At 74.7% G+C, this 15,925-nt stretch carries 17 protein-coding genes; 10 read left to right on the top strand and 7 right to left on the bottom strand.

Features of this window, described 5'->3' with window-relative positions; translation table 11 throughout:
* Positions 1-454, top strand: a 454-nt coding sequence (locus DZA62_RS23300; protein WP_198664092.1) for an alpha-L-fucosidase, incomplete at its 5' end; no start/stop codon positions are given.
* A gap of 3 nt (positions 455-457) precedes the next feature.
* On the opposite strand, the gene DZA62_RS23295 is transcribed toward DZA62_RS23300, so the two are convergent.
* The 3 genes from DZA62_RS23295 to DZA62_RS23285 are packed head-to-tail and all read right to left on the bottom strand — an operon-like array spanning position 458 to position 2,820.
* Complete coding sequence (locus tag DZA62_RS23295) at positions 458-1,114, bottom strand: response regulator transcription factor (RefSeq protein WP_116951323.1); 657 nt, start codon at positions 1,112-1,114, stop codon at positions 458-460.
* Positions 1,093-2,358: a sensor histidine kinase gene (locus DZA62_RS35885; protein WP_198664091.1), complete on the bottom strand. Its 1,266-nt coding sequence runs from the start codon at positions 2,356-2,358 to the stop codon at positions 1,093-1,095. Before DZA62_RS35885 ends, DZA62_RS23295 begins: the two co-directional genes overlap by 22 nt.
* Positions 2,359-2,388: 30 nt before the next feature.
* Entirely contained in the window at positions 2,389-2,820 is a 432-nt protein-coding gene (locus DZA62_RS23285) for a hypothetical protein (protein ID WP_116951322.1), read from the bottom strand.
* Between the two features lie 181 nt (positions 2,821-3,001).
* Here DZA62_RS23285 and DZA62_RS23280 point away from each other — a divergent pair, with 181 nt between their 5' ends.
* Together DZA62_RS23280 and DZA62_RS23275 are read left to right on the top strand one after the other, a co-directional pair.
* Entirely contained in the window at positions 3,002-3,760 is a 759-nt protein-coding gene (locus DZA62_RS23280) for an ABC transporter ATP-binding protein (protein WP_116951321.1), read from the top strand.
* On the top strand, positions 3,757-5,208 hold the full coding sequence (locus DZA62_RS23275) for an FtsX-like permease family protein (RefSeq protein WP_116951320.1): 1,452 nt from the start codon (positions 3,757-3,759) through the stop codon (positions 5,206-5,208). Before DZA62_RS23280 ends, DZA62_RS23275 begins: the two co-directional genes overlap by 4 nt.
* On the opposite strand, the gene DZA62_RS23270 is transcribed toward DZA62_RS23275, so the two are convergent.
* Positions 5,183-5,848 carry a hypothetical protein gene (locus DZA62_RS23270; protein ID WP_116951319.1) on the bottom strand — a complete coding sequence of 222 codons (666 nt, stop codon included), beginning with the start codon at positions 5,846-5,848 and terminating at the stop codon, positions 5,183-5,185. The genes DZA62_RS23275 and DZA62_RS23270 overlap by 26 nt on opposite strands.
* 139 nt (positions 5,849-5,987) lie before the next feature.
* Between DZA62_RS23270 and DZA62_RS23265 the strand changes: the two genes are divergently transcribed.
* The 3 genes from DZA62_RS23265 to DZA62_RS23255 are packed head-to-tail and all read left to right on the top strand — an operon-like array spanning position 5,988 to position 7,256.
* Complete coding sequence (locus DZA62_RS23265; protein WP_116951318.1) at positions 5,988-6,176, top strand: hypothetical protein; 189 nt, start codon at positions 5,988-5,990, stop codon at positions 6,174-6,176.
* A 52-nt stretch (positions 6,177-6,228) separates the two neighbouring features.
* Complete coding sequence (locus DZA62_RS23260) at positions 6,229-6,696, top strand: MarR family winged helix-turn-helix transcriptional regulator (RefSeq protein ID WP_157987849.1); 468 nt, start codon at positions 6,229-6,231, stop codon at positions 6,694-6,696.
* The gene (locus DZA62_RS23255) at positions 6,681-7,256 is read left to right on the top strand and encodes a GNAT family N-acetyltransferase (protein ID WP_198664090.1); all 576 of its coding nucleotides are present in this window, start codon (positions 6,681-6,683) and stop codon (positions 7,254-7,256) included. The genes DZA62_RS23260 and DZA62_RS23255 overlap by 16 nt, the downstream gene beginning before the upstream one ends.
* On the opposite strand, the gene DZA62_RS23250 is transcribed toward DZA62_RS23255, so the two are convergent.
* Positions 7,240-8,178, bottom strand: coding sequence for a beta-ketoacyl-ACP synthase III (locus DZA62_RS23250; RefSeq protein ID WP_116951316.1), 939 nt, complete (start codon positions 8,176-8,178; stop codon positions 7,240-7,242). The genes DZA62_RS23255 and DZA62_RS23250 overlap by 17 nt on opposite strands.
* 32 nt (positions 8,179-8,210) lie before the next feature.
* Here DZA62_RS23250 and DZA62_RS23245 point away from each other — a divergent pair, with 32 nt between their 5' ends.
* The 3 genes from DZA62_RS23245 to DZA62_RS23235 are packed head-to-tail and all read left to right on the top strand — an operon-like array spanning position 8,211 to position 10,040.
* Positions 8,211-8,678, top strand: coding sequence for an OsmC family protein (locus tag DZA62_RS23245; RefSeq protein ID WP_116951315.1), 468 nt, complete (start codon positions 8,211-8,213; stop codon positions 8,676-8,678).
* On the top strand, positions 8,675-9,721 hold the full coding sequence (locus tag DZA62_RS23240) for a phosphotransferase (protein WP_198664089.1): 1,047 nt from the start codon (positions 8,675-8,677) through the stop codon (positions 9,719-9,721). The genes DZA62_RS23245 and DZA62_RS23240 overlap by 4 nt, the downstream gene beginning before the upstream one ends.
* Positions 9,722-9,746: 25 nt before the next feature.
* The gene (locus DZA62_RS23235) at positions 9,747-10,040 is read left to right on the top strand and encodes a UBP-type zinc finger domain-containing protein (RefSeq protein ID WP_116951344.1); all 294 of its coding nucleotides are present in this window, start codon (positions 9,747-9,749) and stop codon (positions 10,038-10,040) included.
* On the opposite strand, the gene DZA62_RS23230 is transcribed toward DZA62_RS23235, so the two are convergent.
* Both DZA62_RS23230 and DZA62_RS23225 read right to left on the bottom strand, forming a co-directional pair.
* Complete coding sequence (locus tag DZA62_RS23230; protein ID WP_116951314.1) at positions 10,029-11,729, bottom strand: MFS transporter; 1,701 nt, start codon at positions 11,727-11,729, stop codon at positions 10,029-10,031. The genes DZA62_RS23235 and DZA62_RS23230 overlap by 12 nt on opposite strands.
* Positions 11,726-12,166 (bottom strand): MarR family winged helix-turn-helix transcriptional regulator, encoded by a 441-nt coding sequence (locus DZA62_RS23225; protein WP_198664088.1) that lies wholly within the window; start codon positions 12,164-12,166, stop codon positions 11,726-11,728. Before DZA62_RS23225 ends, DZA62_RS23230 begins: the two co-directional genes overlap by 4 nt.
* 1,299 nt (positions 12,167-13,465) lie before the next feature.
* Here DZA62_RS23225 and DZA62_RS37305 point away from each other — a divergent pair.
* Positions 13,466-15,823: a S1 family peptidase gene (locus tag DZA62_RS37305; RefSeq protein ID WP_116951311.1), complete on the top strand. Its 2,358-nt coding sequence runs from the start codon at positions 13,466-13,468 to the stop codon at positions 15,821-15,823.
* The last annotated feature ends 102 nt before the right edge of the window (positions 15,824-15,925 follow it).

The raw sequence follows: 15,925 nt of genomic DNA, 5'->3' as shown, positions 1-15,925 counted from the left end.
GCTGCTGATCAAGCTGCTCATCGACACCGTCTCCAAAGACGGCAACCTGCTGCTCAACGTCGGCCCCAACGGCCGCGGCGAGCTGGAGCCGCGGGCGCTGGACACGCTGGCCGAGATCGGACGCTGGATGCGGCTGCACGCGCGCTCCATCCACGACGCCGGCGCCAGCGCGTTCGTGCCGCCCCCGGACTGCCGCTACACCCAACACGGCAACCGGCTGTACCTACACGTGCTCTCGTGGCCGTTCAAACACCTGCACCTGCCCGGGCTGGCCGGGAAGGTCCGCTACGCACAGCTGCTCAACGACGCCTCCGAAATCCGGCTGGTCCCGCACGACGAGGGTGCCGGCACCCACCACGCGCTGCGCACCTCGCCCGACGACCTCACACTCGAGCTGCCGATCCAACGACCCGACGTCGCCGTCCCCGTCATCGAACTGTTCCTGAACCACTGACGGTCAGCCGCCGGCGCCGTCGAGCCAGGCCAGGACCGCGAGCACCCGGCGGTTGTCGTCGGGTGCCTGCGGCAGGTCGAGCTTGGTGAAGATGCTGTTGATGTGCTTGGTGACGGCGCCCTCCGACACGTGAAGGCGGGCGCTGATCGCCGCGTTGGACCGGCCCTGGGCCATCAACGTCAGCACCTCGCGCTCGCGGTCGGTGAGGCGGTCGACGGGGTCCGGGCGGTTCGTCAGCAGGCCGGCCACGACCTCGGGGTCGAGCACCGTGCCGCCCGCGGCGACCTGCCGGACCGCGGCGAGGAAGCCGTCGACGTCGGCGACGCGGTCCTTGAGCAGGTAGCCGATGCAGCCCTGGCCGTCGGCGAGCAGGTCGCGGGCGTAGAGCGGCTCGACGTGCTGGCTGAGGACGAGGACCGGCAGCGCCGGGCGGGCGGCGCGCGCCATGGTCGCCGCAGTGAGGCCCTCGGTGGTGAAGGTGGGCGGCAGCCGGACGTCGAGGATCGCGACGTCGAAGTCGTCCTTGGCCAGCGCCGCCGCGAGTGTGGCGGCGTCCTGCACGGCGTCGACGACCTCGATGCCGTCGGACTGCAGGATGCGGGTGAGCCCGACGCGCAGCAGCGCCTGGTCCTCGGCGATCAGGGCTCTGAGCTGTGCCACGGCACCTCCAGGGTCACGGTGGTCGGGCCGCCGGCCGGGCTCGCCACGGCGACCGTACCGTCGAACGCGGCCAGCCGCCGGGCGACGCCGGCCAGCCCGGAGCCGCGAGGGTCGGCGCCGCCGCGGCCGTCGTCGCCGACGACGACGCTCACCCGGCCGGGCTCGGCGGCGCCGGCGACCCACATACGCGTGGCGCCGGCGTGCTTGACGGCGTTGGCCAGGCACTCGGCGACGGCGAAGTAGAGGGCCGACTCGACCGGCGCCGGCAACTGCCCGGGCAGCCGCAGCGTCACCGTGACCGGACCCGGCAGCGACAGGGCGAGTGCCTCGACGGCACCGGTCAGCCCGCGGTCGGCCAGCGCCGGCGGGTGGATGCCGCGGACCACGGAGCGCAGGTCCTCGAGCGCCGAGACGGTGCCCTCGCGCGCCTCGCGCAGCAGCTCGGCGGCGGCGTCGGGGTCGATCTTCATCAGCCGCTCGGCCAGGCCGACGTTCATGCCGACGGCGGCGATGCGGGCCTGCGCGCCGTCGTGCAGGTCGCGCTCGATGCGCCGCACCTCGGCGGCGGAGTGGTCGATCAGCTCGGCGCGGGTCTTCTCGACCTCGGCGACGCGCTCGGCCAGCCGGCGGCTCTGCGAGTGGCCGAGGATCGCGGCGTCGGCCAGCGCCCGCACGCGCACCAGCCACGGTGTGCCCACCCACCACAGCGCCGTCATCGGCACGGCCAGGACGGTCAGCGCCGACCACACGGGCCCGCCGTCGGTGAGCAGCAGCGTCGCGTGCACCGGCAGCGACAGCAGCAGCCCGGCCGGGAGCACCGACAGCGCCAGACCGAACGTCCCGGTGAAGGCCACCAGCGCCAGCTCGCGCCAGCGCAGCGGGTCGCGCACCCAGGCGGCGATCAGCCGCACCGGCGAACGGCCCTGGCCCTCGACGGGGTACTCCGGCAGGTCGGCGTCGAGCAGTCCCGCGGCGATGGTGCGCAGGACGTGGACCAGCGTCGCCGTGCCGTGCACGACGATCAGGCCGATCCACAGCCCGATGCCGATGACGCTGAGCGGGACCGCGATGATCGCCAGGATCAGCAGGATCCAGCCGGGCACGGCGAGGGCGGCGGTGCCGGTGGCGACGGCGGTCAGCCGCAGCCGCTCGAGCACCCCTCGGGTGTCGACCGGGAACGACGGCAGCGCCACGACCGGAGCGGGCCGGCCCGACGGCCGGCCGTCGCCCACGTCGTCGACCACCAGATCACCTCCCGCCGTCCGTCGTCGTGCTCACGCGAGCGCGCCGGCAGGGCGGCGACCCGGACCTCGATGGTAGGACTCGTTCACCCACCACAGGGCGCCGACGACGCCCGCGCCGCCGACCGTCGAGTACAGCCACCACGGCACGTCCAGCCCGCCGGTGGCCACACCGATGGCCAGCCACACCACGATCTGCACCGCCGTCATCGCGATCCAGGCCGTCGTCGCGACCCGCAGCGCCGTCGTCACGCCCCACGGCGGCACGCCGGCGCCGAGGCCCTCCAGCGCGAGGTAGAGGTCGTTGCGAGTGGCGGCCGCACCCACGGCCTCCCTGCGTGCCCGCAGCTCCTCGTCGGCCAGGCCGGCCGCGGCCAGGACCGCCAGCGCGCGGGTCCGGTCGGTGGCGCTCGCGGGGACGGTGTCGGGGCGGAGCAGCCGCCCGGTGAGGTCGTCGAGTCGCATCGTCGTCTCCTTCGTTCGGTCGGGGTGTCGTCGACGCTACGGAGCCGCGGCCACGGCCTCGATCCGGTTGGATCCCCGATCCGGGTGGACTTTTCCCCACCCCGGGTCGGGAGTCAGGTGGATCGCCTCTGACCTGCGGCGATCCGTAGCGTCGACGACACCCGAACGAACGGAGACCACGATGGACACCATGGCCGTGCAGGTACGCCGGCTGGCCCGCGTCTACGGCGACCACCAACTAGGTGTGCGCGCGCTCGACGGCGTCGACCTCGACTTCCCCCGCGGCTCCTTCACCGCGGTGATGGGCCCCTCCGGGTCCGGCAAGTCCACGCTGCTGTCCTGTGTCGCCGGGCTGGACCGCCCGACCGAGGGCGAGGTCCTGGTCGACGGCGAGAACGTCACGTTCTGGGACGAGGACGCGCGCTCCCGGCTGCGGCGCGAGCGGATCGGCTTCGTGTTCCAGAGCTTCCACCTGATGCCGTACCTCACGGCCGCGCAGAACGTCGCGCTGCCGCTGCGGCTGGCCGGGCGCAAGGCCGACCCACGGCTGGTGCGAACCCTGCTCGGTCACGTCGGCCTGGCCGAGCGGGCCGGCCACCTGCCGGGCGAACTCTCCGGCGGCCAGCAGCAGCGGGTCGCGATCGCGCGGGCGTTCGTCGCCTCGCCGGCCGTCGTGCTGGCCGACGAGCCGACCGGCGCGCTGGACTCCGCGACCGCCAAGGAGATCCTCCGGCTGTTGCGCGCCGCCGTCACCGACCTGCGGCAGACCATCGTCATGGTGACCCACGACCCGGTCGCCGCCTCGTACGCCGACCGCGTCGTCTTCCTCGTCGACGGCCGGGTCGCGGGGCACATGGCGCACCCCACGGCCGATGCCGTCGCGGGCCAGCTGGCCCACCTCGACCAGCTCGTCGCGGCCGGTTCGGCGGTGGCCCGATGAGCGCGGCACGCACGGCCACGCGGCCGAGCAAGCGAGCGCGCCGCGCCGCCGCTGGGCAGGCGCCGGTGGGGACCCGGCCGGCGAACCGGCGGCCGGGCGGTCCCGGCGGCGGCCGGCTGGGGCGGGTGGGCTGGCTCGCCAGGCCGTCGCTGCGGCATCGGCCGGCGGCGTTCCTGGCGGCGGCGCTGACGGTGTTCCTCGGCACCGTCGTCATCGGGCCGTTCGCCACGATGATCGAGACCGCTCTGCACAGCAGCGGTGACGACCGGCTGGCCCTGCTCATCATGGGCGGCGTGGTCGGCGGCTGGGGTCTGGTGATCGTCCTCTTCTCCCTGGCCTCGACCATCGGCATCACCGTCCGGCAGCGCACCGACGAGGTCGTGCTGCTGCGCACCATCGGCGCGGCCGGCGCCCAGGTCCGGTCCCTGGTGCGCGGCGAGACCCTGGCCATGGCGAGCGTCGCCGCCGCCCTGGGTGCCGTCCCGGCGTGGTTCGGCGCTCGCGCACTGCTCGACGCGCTGCGATCGGGCGAAGTGGTCGGCGACGACGTCCGGTTCCAGGGCGGGGCGCTCGCCCTGCTCGCCACCGTCGTCGCGACCGTCCTCGTGGCGCGCCTCGCCGCCTCCGTCGCGGTCGCCCGGGCCAGCCGCGCTCCGGTGCGCGAAGCGGGGGCCGAGCAGGTGCGCGAGTACCGCATGCCGCGCTGGCGGCTGATCGCCGCCGCGACGCTGCTGCTGTACGGCCTGGGCTTCGCGGTCGTGACGATGACGGTCACCGGTCACTCCGCCGACCCCTACGACGCGATGATGACCGCCGGGAACGCCTGCGTCATGGTGAGCATCGGCCTGGCGGTGGCCGCGCCCGGGTTGCTGAAGCGGTTCGCGGGCCGGTTCCGTGGCCGCGGTGCGGCGGCCGAGCTGGCGCTGTCGAACGCGGCGCGCCGGTCGCAGCTGCTCAGCGCGACGCTGGCGCCGGTGATCGTGCTGACCGGCTCCTCGATCGGCACGCTGATGCTGGTCGACATCGACGTGCGGTCCATGGCCGGCGCCGGTGGCGCCGACGACGTGACCACCCTGCTCAACGTCGTGGTCGTGGTGATGATCTCGCTGTTCGCCACGATCATGGTGGTCAACGCCTGGGCCGCCGCGGTGGCGCACCGCCGTGCCGAGCTCCGGCGGCTCTGGCTGGTCGGCGCCCGGCCCCGCACGGTGCGCGCGTCCGTCGTCGTCGAGAGCCTGGTGACCGGCCTGCTGGGCGCCGGTCTGGGGGTGGCGGCGGCTGCGACCACCGTCGTGCCGTTCTCCTGGGCCCGCGGCGAGGGTCTCGTCCCCGACGGCGGGCTCTGGGTGGCCCCGGCCGTCGCCGCCGTGGCGATCGGCGTCGCGGTGGTGTCGGCCACGGCGGCCGCCCGGCGGGTGCGGTTCAGCGGCGGTCCCACGTCCGGTTGACCTGCCGGACGACCAGCCTGACCAGGATCGTCAGCGCGACGACGCCGGCGCCGATGCCCGCCACGATCGCCGCCTCGATCCCGGCGCCGAACGCGTCGCCGATCAGTCCGGCCAGGGCGCCGATCAGCGCCGCGACGATGACGCTGACCAGCAACGCGATGCTGGACAGGTACTGGCCGGCCGGGAGGCGGGAGCGGCGTACGCCGTAGGTCTGCATGAGCCCGGCGACGTCCTCGCGGTGGCCCGTGACGAAGTACGGCTCGAGCTCCGGCGCGAGGTCGAGATAGCCCCGGCGCAGCCGGTTCATCCCGGCGACCAGCTCGACGTCCTCGCTGTTGAGCTGGACCAGGCGGATGACGGTGGCCACGCCGATGACGACCAGCAACGGCATCAGCACCAGCGCGAACAACCGGAAGCCGGGACCGAAGTCGGTGCTGTCGGCGACCAGCGCGAGCGCGACCACCGTGGCCGACACCACGGTCAGGAACCAGCTGGCCCGGCTGAAGCTCTCGCTCCACGCCAGGTTGCGCGTGGCCAGCAGGCTCCAGTGTTCGGTCGACAGCAGCTGCGCGCGGACGGGGATGGGCGTCGGTTCCGGAGCGGGAACGGCGGGCGACTCGTCGGCGGTGGGATCTGGCACGTCGCGCTCCTGTTCTGCCGCCCGGACCCCGGCGGCCTCGCCTCGTCACCCTATGGGGCAGGCCGGAACGAAAGCGTCGTCTCACCCATTGAGCCGTTCCGCGCGCGGGCTCGGCCCGCCGCCGCTAACGTCTTGGTGCGTGGACGTCGCTCGCTATCGTGCCCACTGTCCCGCCTGCCCGTGGACCAGCCGCGATTTCTCCCGCTACTCGAGCGCCGAGAACGCCGCGCACGCGCACGCGGACGAGAAGGACCACGCCTGCCACGTCATCGACCAGTACGGGTTGAGAGTGACCGGCTCGACGGTCCGGCCCGGCGAGGAGCACTGACCCGAAACCGCAGCTCAGGGCATCTCTCCGACCCTTCGCCTACCCTTGGCGCATGGCTGTTACGCGCACGGCCGGCCTAGACCTCGCCGGCCTGGTGCTTCCACTCGCCAAGGCGCTCGCCGCGTTGGAGTCCTCAGTAGCGCGGCGGCACGGCATGACATCGTGGCAGTGCGCCGTCCTGCGCGCCGCCGCGGAGCCCCCTTGGCGCACTCAGCGCGAGATCGTCGGCGCGATCGGCTACGACCGCAATCGCATCGTCGCCGACCTCGACGATCTCGAGCGGCGGGCCTTGCTGGTCCGCCGCGTCGACGACCTCGACCGGCGGTCCAACCGCATCGAGGTCACTGCCGCCGGTCGCCGGCTGGCCCGAGCCGCCACCCGCGAACTGCGGGCCAAGACCGACGACCTGCTGGCGGCGGTCGGGCCGGGCGACGACCGCGAGACGATGCTCCGCGCGCTCGCCGCCCTGCGCGACCGGTGCGCCGACGACACCTGGTGCACGGCGTGGCTCGGCCGGTGACGTTCGCGTTCCGGCCGGTCACCCGGGCCGACTTCGCGCTGCTGGGCCGCTGGCTCGAGCAGCCGCACGTGGCCCGGTGGTGGGATCACGAGACCACGCCCGAGGCGCTGGAGCGCGACTTCGGCGGCACCGCCGACGGCACCGAGCCGGGTGAGGACCTGCTGGCCCTCGCCGACGGTGCGCCGGTCGGGCTGGTGCAACGGTCCCGGCTGGCCGACTTCGCCGAGTACCGCGACGAGTTCGCCGCGCTCACCGACGTGCCCGACGGCGCCGCCACCATCGACTACCTCGTCGGCGATGCCGGCAGCATCGGCCGCGGGCTGGGCACGGCGATGATCCACGCCGTCGTCGCCGACACCTGGCGGACCCGGCCGGAGGTGCCCGCCCTGCTGGTCGCCGTGGTCGCCGCGAACCCGCGGTCGTGGCGGGCGCTGGAACGGGCCGGCTTCCGCCGCGTCGCCGAGGGTCCGATGGAACCGGACAACCCGGTCGACGACCCGCTCCACTACGTCTACCGGCTGGACCGGCCCGCGGCCGACGCCGTCACGGGCAGCGGATGACCAGCCCCGCGTAGGACAGCCCGCCGCCGAAGCCGAACAGCAGCACCGGCGCGCCCGCCGGCACCTCGCGCCGCTCGACCAGCTTGGACAGCGCGATCGGGATGCTCGCCGCCGACGTGTTGCCGGACTCGACGACGTCGCGGGCGACGAAGGCGTTCACCGCGCCGACCCGGGCGGCCAGCGGCTCGATGATGCGCAGGTTGGCCTGGTGCAGCACGACGCCGCCCAGTTCCTCGGGTGAGATTCCGCTGCGCTCGCACACCAGCCGGGCGATGCGCGGCAGCTCGGTGGTGGCCCAGCGGAACACCGCCTGGCCCTCCTGCCCGAACGTGCCGGGCCGGCCCTCGATGCGCACCGCGTTGGACATCTCCGGCACCGAGCCCCACGTGACCGGGCCGACCTCGGGCTCGTCGGCGGCCACCAGCACCACCGCGCCGGCACCGTCGCCGACCAGCACGCAGGTCGAGCGGTCGCTCCAGTCGGTGAAGTCGGTCAGCTTCTCCGACCCGATCACCAGCGCCCGGGTGGCGGCGCCGGCCCGGATGGCGTGGTCGGCGGTCGCCAGCGCGTGGGTGAACCCGGAGCAGGCGGTGTTGACGTCGATGGCGGCCGGCGTCGTCATGCCCAGCCGGGCCGCGACCCGGGCGGCCATGTTCGGCGACCGGTCGATGGCGGTGCACGTGGCGACCACCAGGTAGTCGATGTCGGCGGGGGCGAGGCCGGCGTTGGCGAGCGCCTTCGCCGCGGCGTTCGCGGCCATGGCGTCGACGGTCTCGTCGTCGGCGGCGATGCGCCGGGTCTCGATGCCGACCCGGGAGCGGATCCACTCGTCGCTGGTGTCGACGATGGTGGCCAGCTCGGCGTTGGTGAGCACGCGCTCGGGTTGGTGGTGACCGACGGCGATCACGCGGGAGCCTGTCATGCTCGCAGCGTAGTCACCCGTGAGGAGCGCCGATGACGAGGCACCAGTACACGACCACCGTCCGCTGGACCGGGAACCAGGGCGCCGGCACCGCGTCGTACCGCGGCTACTCCCGCGCGCACGACATTGCCGCCGACGGCCGGCCGGTGCTCGCGGCCAGTTCGGACCCGGCGTTCCGCGGCGAGGCGGACCGCTGGAACCCGGAGCTGCTGTTCGTCGCCGCGCTCTCGGAGTGCCACCTGCTGCAGTACCTGCACCTGTGCGCGGTCGCCGGCGTGGTCGTGACCGGGTACGAGGACACCGCCGCCGGGACGTTGGAACTGACCCCGGACGGTGGCGGCGCGTTCACCGAGGTCGTGCTCCGCCCGGTGGTCACCGTCGCCGACGCGGCGATGATCGACCAGGCCGTCGCGTTGCACGAGCGGGCGCACGAGCTGTGCTTCCTGGCGTCGTCGGTCCGGATGCCGGTGCGGCACGAGCCCGCGGTGACTGCCGGGTGAGGCTGGACGAGCTGCGCCACTGGATCCGCGCGGACTTCGGCATCGTGGCCGATGAGGTGACGCCCATCGGACACGGTGCCGACGCGGCGGCCGCGGTCTGGATGGTGCGGGCCGGCGGCGCGTTCTACGCGGTGAAGTGGACCGGCGGCGGATCGGCGGCCGGGCTGCTGCTGCCGGCGCGGCTGGCGTCGCTGGGCATCGACGGCGTCCCGGCGCCGGTCCGGGCCCTTGACGGCGGGTTGTGGTCCGAGCGCGGCGGGCGGCGGCTGTCGCTGCAGCCGTGGGTGGGCGACGCGCGGGCGGTCGACGCCGGCCTGACACCGCGGCAGTGGACGGCGTACGGCGCGCTGCTCGCGCGGGTGCACGCGGTGCCGCCGGACGACGCCGTCGCGCGGGAGCTGCCGGTCGAGGAGCACCGGCCGGACGCGGTGCTGACGGCGACGACTGCGGTGACCGCGCGACTGGCGTCCGGCGACGGCGGCGACGACCTCGTCCGCGAGCTGGCCGCCGCCTGGCGCGACGGCGCCGGACTGCTCGGCGCGCTGGCCGCACGGTCCGCCGTGCTGGGCGCCCGGCTGCGCGGTCGTCCGGCCCGCGCGGTGGTCTGCCATACGGACGCGCACCTCGGGAACGTGCTGCTGCGGTCGGGTCGTGGCGGGGTGGGCAGACCCCTCCCGGCCCGGGTGGGGCCCACCCCGGGGGCGGGCACCGACACATCCGGCGCCGAGGTCTGGCTGATCGACTGGGACGACGCGACGCTGGCCCCGCCGGAGCGCGACCTGATGTTCGTCGTCGGCGGGCTGCCCGGCTTCGCCCCGGTCGGGGAGCGTGAGCTGGGCTGGTTCACCGTGGGCTACGGCCGCGTCGACGTCGATCCGGACCGTCTGGCCTACTACCGGGCGGTCCGCGCGCTGGTCGATCTCACCGAGTTCGCGGCGCAGCTGCTCGACCCGTCCGGCGAACGCGCGGACCGCGAGTTCGCGCTCTCCGTCGTCCGCGGCGAGTTGGCCGGACGCGGGCTGGCCGCGCTCGCCGCCGGCTGACGGGGTGCGTGAGAGCATGTCGGCCATGAGGACCTGTACGCACCTGGACACCGTCCGCGAGGTGGCCCCGTCCGGCGACGGCTGCGTCGAGTGCCTGCGCGACGGCGGCCGCTGGGTGCACCTGCGGCTGTGCATGGCCTGCGGGCACGTGGGCTGCTGCAACAGCTCGCCGGGCAAGCACGCCACGGCGCACGCGCACGAGCACGCCGACCACCCGATCATCCGGTCGTTCGAGCCGGACGAGGACTGGTGGTACTGCTACGCCGACGAGCTCACGTTCGAGATCGAGGGCCAGGAGCCGGCGCCGTCACACCCGTGAGTCGTTGACGATCACGATGGTGCAGCGGGCGTGCCGCCACAGTTCCTGACTGGCGCTGGCGTCCATCAAGGCCGCCAGTCCGCCGTGGCTGGGGGTGCCGATGACGATGGCCCGTGCACCCACCTGCTCGGCATGCTCGGCGATCAGCCGGCCGACGGCACCATGGTCGGTCACACCGCGCAACAGGTGACCGACGGCCGGGACGCCCAACGCGGCGACCTCGTCCAGCCGCTGCCGGACGGCGTCGCGCGCGGCCGAGTCGTCCTCGGTCTCGGCGGCGCTGTCGCCGGCGATCGCGGACTCCTGCGCGTGCAGGACGTCGACGGTGCGCCCGTTCAGGGTCGCGAGCCGGGCGGCCACCCGGGTGACCTCGGCGCCGTCGGTGCCGGCCACGGCCGCGACGATGACGCCGTCAGGAGCCGCCGTCTCGGGCCCGACGGTCTCCAGTCGCGGCGCCGACGCCGGCGCCGTCTCGCCGGCCTGGACCCGCTCGGCGTCGGAGAGCGCGTCCCGCGCCGTCGTCAGGATCGCGATGCCGACCACCAGCACGCCCGCGGCCAGGAAGAACGGCACGTGCACGTTCGTCGCCTCGACCAGCTTGCCCGCGGCGAACGGCGCCAGCCCGCCGCCGATGAACCGGACGAAGCCGTAGGCCGCCGCCGCCACCGGCCGGTCGACCGGTGACACCGTCATCACCGCCTGCGTCGTCACCGTGTTGTTGATGCCGATGAACACGCCGGCGACGATGACCGCCGTCACTAGCACCGGCACGTGGTCGGTCCAGATCGCGATGACCAGGACGACGACGGCGAAGCAGGCCAGGTTCGCGTAGAGCGTGCGGGCGATGCCGAGCCGTCGCTGCAGCCACGGCGCACCGGCCACCGAGAAGATCGCCACCAGCAGGCCCCAGCCGGTGAACACCAGACCCAGCTCGATGGCGCCCAGGCCCATCGGGAACGGCGCGTAGCCCAGCACCGTGAAGAACGCCCAGTTGTAACAGAGCGCCGTCAGCGACATCGCCAGCAGGCCGCGGTGCCGCAGCGCCCGCAGCGGCTCGAGCAGGCCGGTGCGTCTGGCCGGCAGCGGCTGCGGTTCGACCAGCACGACGGTGGCGATCAGCGCGATGCTCATCAGCGCGGCGACGCCGAAGAACGGGCCGCGCCAGCTGATCTCGCCGAGGACGCCGCCCAGCAGCGGCCCGACCGCGATGCCCAGGCCGAGCGCCGACTCGTACAGCACGATCGCGCCGACGAACCCGCCGCTGGCCGACGCGACGATGACCGCGAGCGACGTCGCGATGAACAGGGCGTTGCCCACGCCCCAGCCGGCCCGGAACCCGACGATGCCGCCGATGCTGTCCGAGGCGCCGGCCAGCGCCGCGAACACCACGATGAGCGCGAGCCCGGCGATCAGCGTCCGCTTGGCGCCGATGCGGCTGGACACCCAGTTCGTCACCAGCATCGCGACCGCCGTGACGACCAGGTAGCTGGTGAACAGCAGCGTCACCTGGCTCGGCGTGGCGTCCAGGTCGCTGGAGATGGCCGGCAGGATCGGGTCGACCAGGCCGATGCCCATGAACGAGACGACACAGGCGAACGCGACGGCGTAGACGGCCTTCGGCTGGCGGAACGGGTTGGTGGACGGGGCGGCGGTGCCCGCCGCGTGGGCGGTGGTGGCGGTGCCGGTCATGCGGTGGCTCCGGTGCGGTCGGGGACGGTGGTGGTGAGGGTGGTCGTGGTCAGGGCGTCGATGGCCGGGACGGCCGCCTCGAGGGCCGCGCGGTCGGCGGGGTCGAGCGTGCCCAGCAGGACGGCCAGCCGGTCGGCGCGCGTCTCCCGGCGCAGGGCCAGCGCGGCGCGGCCGGCGTCGCTGAGGCCGACCCGGACGACCCGGCCGTCGGCGGGGTCGGCGCTGCGCTCGACCAGCCCGGCGTCGTGCAGCCGGGCGACCAACTGGGTCATGGCCGGCTGGGTGACGCCCTCCTGCACGGCGAGCTCGGTGAGGCGGCGCGGGCCGGTGCGCTCCAGCGTCGCAAGGGTGGCCGCGGCCGTGAGCGACAGGTCGCCGGCGGTGGTGAGCTGGCGGAACAACCGGACCAGCCGCTCGAGGGCGGATGCGAGCTCCATGGAATCCATAACGTACTTATATTAGTGCGTGATGCATCCGTCCGTCGCCGTCACTCCCGGTCGAGCCCCTGGGACGGCGACGCGAGGCGGACTGACGGGCGCTTCGCGCCGACGACGACCGCTTGACCCGCACGCCCGCGGCCAAGAACGGGCAGCTATCAGGGGGACGGGGAGGATCTGGGCACGCCTCACTCCCCGCCTCACCCGCCACACACCCACCTCACACCCGTCTAGCTCCCGCTTCGCCCCGTGTGCCGGAGTGTGGGCGACGATGATCATCAACGATCCGCTACCTCACCAGGCGTCATCCCGCTCTGCGAGGCATGCACGCCTCGCAGAGCGAACACACGCCTGGGCATGGCCCCCAGATCGCCTGGAAATCTCACCCCCTGGACACCCACACCACCCCACTGAACCCACTAACCCCACAGACCCCGCCAGCCTCACAGGCACCACCAACCCCGCCCGACCGGCAACCCCACCGATCCCACCAACCCGGCAGACGCCCCATCAACGACTCACGAACGCACCACCGACGCCCCACCGGCACGCCCGACGCCCCGACCAACACACCCAGAAGCGCCCACCCCGACGCCCCGACCAACGCGCCCAGAAGCGTCCACCCCGACGCCCCGACCAACGCACCCAGAAGCGTCCACCCCGACGCCCCGACCAACGCACCCAGAAGCGTCCACCCCGACGCCCCGACCAACGCACCCAGAAGCGTCCACCCCGACGCCCCGACCAACGCACCCAGAAGCGTCCACCCCGACGCCCCGACCAACGCACGCAGAAGCGTCCACCCCGACGCCCCACCCGTCGCCAGACTCCCCCCGTCCCCCCGGATAGCTGCCAGCACTTGGGCCGCGGGTACGCGGGTCACGTCCAAGGCCCCCCACCACCACACACAGCACCCAGCAGAGGCCGCGGACTTGAGGCACGCACCCACGGCCCAAACAATGAACAGCAGGAGGACGGGGTCACCCCGCCAACGGAACCAACCCCCGGCCAACCCGCGAACCCCGACCAACCGGCCAACCGGCGAACCGGCGAACCCGGCAGGCTCACTCCGGATACCAAGCCGCCCGCCGCAGGTCGACCCGCTCACCGTCGCGCGTCAGCGGGGTGCCCTCGGAGGATGGAGGGTCGCCCGTACGGGTGATTCCTGACACATCAACGGCAGCGCCGGGCTCGCCATGGGTAACCTCGGTCGGCGGAGCGGCCCACGGGGCCGCTGATCAGCGATTCGACCGGTTCAACCGGTCTGGGGGACTTCGGTCAGAGGGGAAGCGGACGCCGGTGGACGGATCGTCGTTCGGCCGTCGGTTCCATGGCGTCCTGGGTGCCGTCGCCGCGGTCGCGGCGACCGGGGTCGTGCTGGCCGGTCCGGCCGCCGGCTCCTCGGCGGCCCTCGAGGTGGACACCACGCCGGCCACGCCCGAGGTGCGGATGCGCGCCTTCGACCCCGCCGACTTCGCCGACCGCGCCGCCGAACTGCCGGCCGGCCTGACCGAGGCGATCCGGCGCGACCTCGGCCAGTCGCCCGAGGAGTACCTCGCGACAGCGGCCGCGGCGCGGCTGGCCGGCGAGGTCGTCGGCTCGCTCGGCGACGTGGTCCGCTCGGCCTGGCTGGACGGCCAGACGCTGCATGTCGCCGTCCGGGACCGCGGTGCCGCGATCGCCGCCCGCGGCACCGGCGCTGAGGTGCAGGTCGGCGACGTCCTGACCGACGCCCTGTCCGCCGCCCGCACGCAGAACAAGCTCGCCTACATCGACCGGGCGGCCGAGCGGGTCGTCGCCGTCGGCGCGGAGGTCCGCGGCGCACCGGTCGGCCAGGTGCGGCTGTCGGCGCGTTCCGCCGACCACGCGGGCGGCTCCGGGGTCGCCGTCCGCACCCCCCTCGCGGACTACCACTGCTCCACCGCGTTCGCCGGCACCGACGCCGACGGCGAGCCACGGCTGCTCACCGCCGGGCACTGCGGCGCCGGCGCCGACGGCCTCTTCACCTCCGGCGTCGACGAGCTCGCGCCGGACGTGCCGCTCTCCACCACCGAGCCGTTCGAGTGGCCCGGCCTGATCGGCGACGAACTCGGCGCGTACATCCCCGAGAGCGTCACCTTCGGCGACGGCCACGACGCCGCTCTCATCTCGGTCGACGGCGACGTGCGGCCCGAGGTGTCCGGCTGGAGCCCCGGCGCCGGCGAGGAGCCCGCGCTCACCGTGCACGACTCCGTCGCCGCCGTCGCCGGCGCGCCGGTCTGCGCGGCCGGCGTCGCGTCGGGCTGGACCTGCGGGCACGTCCTCGACACCCGGACCACCGTGCCGGTCAGCGGCCGGCCGGTCACCGGCTTCCTGTTCGACGCCTGCGTGCTGCCCGGCGACAGCGGCGGCGCCGTCACCGTCGGGACGTACGCGCTGGGACTGAGCTCGGGCTCCACCTGGCCGGGGCCGTCCTGCGCCGACGGCGACCCCGCCTCCCGCGGCGACGACCTCAGCGTCGGGTACGCGATGCCGGACGTCGAAGGGCTCTACGGCACGGGCTGGGAGCTGGCCGTCCGGGTCGGCGCACCCCGGGTGACCTCGCCCGCCGACGACGCCACCACCGGGCCGACGCCCACCATCACCGGGACCGCCGACGCCGCCGCGGGCGCCGTCGTCACCGTCCGGATCGAGGACGGCCCGGAGCTGGAGGCGCAGGTCGGCGCGGCCGGCCGGTGGAGCGCCCCGGTCGGCACGGCGCTCGAGCCGGGGACGTACACGTACACCGCCCGCACCTCACTCCGGCCCGCGACCGGCGACCAGGCCGTCACGTCCGCGGAGACCAGCGGTGAGTTCGAGGTGGCCGAGCTGGCCGGCCTCGGCGTCAGCTGGCCGGCCGCCGGCCATGTCAGCCCCGACGGGCGGCTCGCGTTCGAGGGCACCGGCCAGCCCGGCGCCGCCGTCTCCCTGACCGTCCGCGGCGAGGAGCTGGCCAGCACCACCGTCGGCGAGGACGGCACCTGGTCGCTGCGCGCGGAGTCCGCCCGCCCCGCCGGCCGGTTCGACGCCGTCCTGACCCAGCACCTGCCCGCGGCGGCGGTGCCCGACGAGGGCGCGGCCGGGACGGCCTCGGCCGAGCCGGGCTCCGGGACCGCCGAGTCCGGCCACGGCCACTCGGCGGACGCCGCCGACGCGTCGGTCACCGTCGCCGGTGTCGGCGTGGCCCCGAGCGCACCCGTGGTGAGCGCGCCGCTGGGCCGGATCCCCGCCACCGACGCGGGCACGCTCACCGGTGCCGGGGCGCCCGGCGCCGCCGTGTCGGTGCGGGTCGCGGACGCCGGAGCCGACGTCGCCGCCGCGCCGGAGCTGCGTGCCGAGGCGGGTCCCGACGGCGCCTGGACCGTCCAGTTGGACACCCCGCTGCCCGCCGGGCGGCACGTGGTCGTCGCGACCCAGTCCGTGGACGACCTCACCTCCGAGCCCTCCTCCCCGGTCGTCGTCGACGTCGCCGCGACGGCACGGGCGGCGGGCGGCCTCGACGGCGCCGCCGCTGCGTCCTCCTCCGCCGACGACGGCGGCCTGCCGGGCGGAGCGCTGGCCGCCGCGGCCGGCATCCTGGTGGCCGGCGCGGCCGTCGCGGGCGCCCTCGTCTGGCGCCGCCGCCGCGCGGCCGGCTGACCCCCCGCCCGGTCCCGCCGACCCCAGCCGTCACAGTGGCACCACCCGCACCAGCGCCGGCTATACGCGCGCTATACGACCGCGCCACCCGTGTCGTCACCA

The sequence above is a fragment of the Jiangella endophytica genome (assembly GCF_003427025.1).
Lineage (GTDB): Bacteria > Actinomycetota > Actinomycetes > Jiangellales > Jiangellaceae > Jiangella > Jiangella endophytica.
This window is presented reverse-complemented; position numbering and strand designations above follow the sequence as displayed.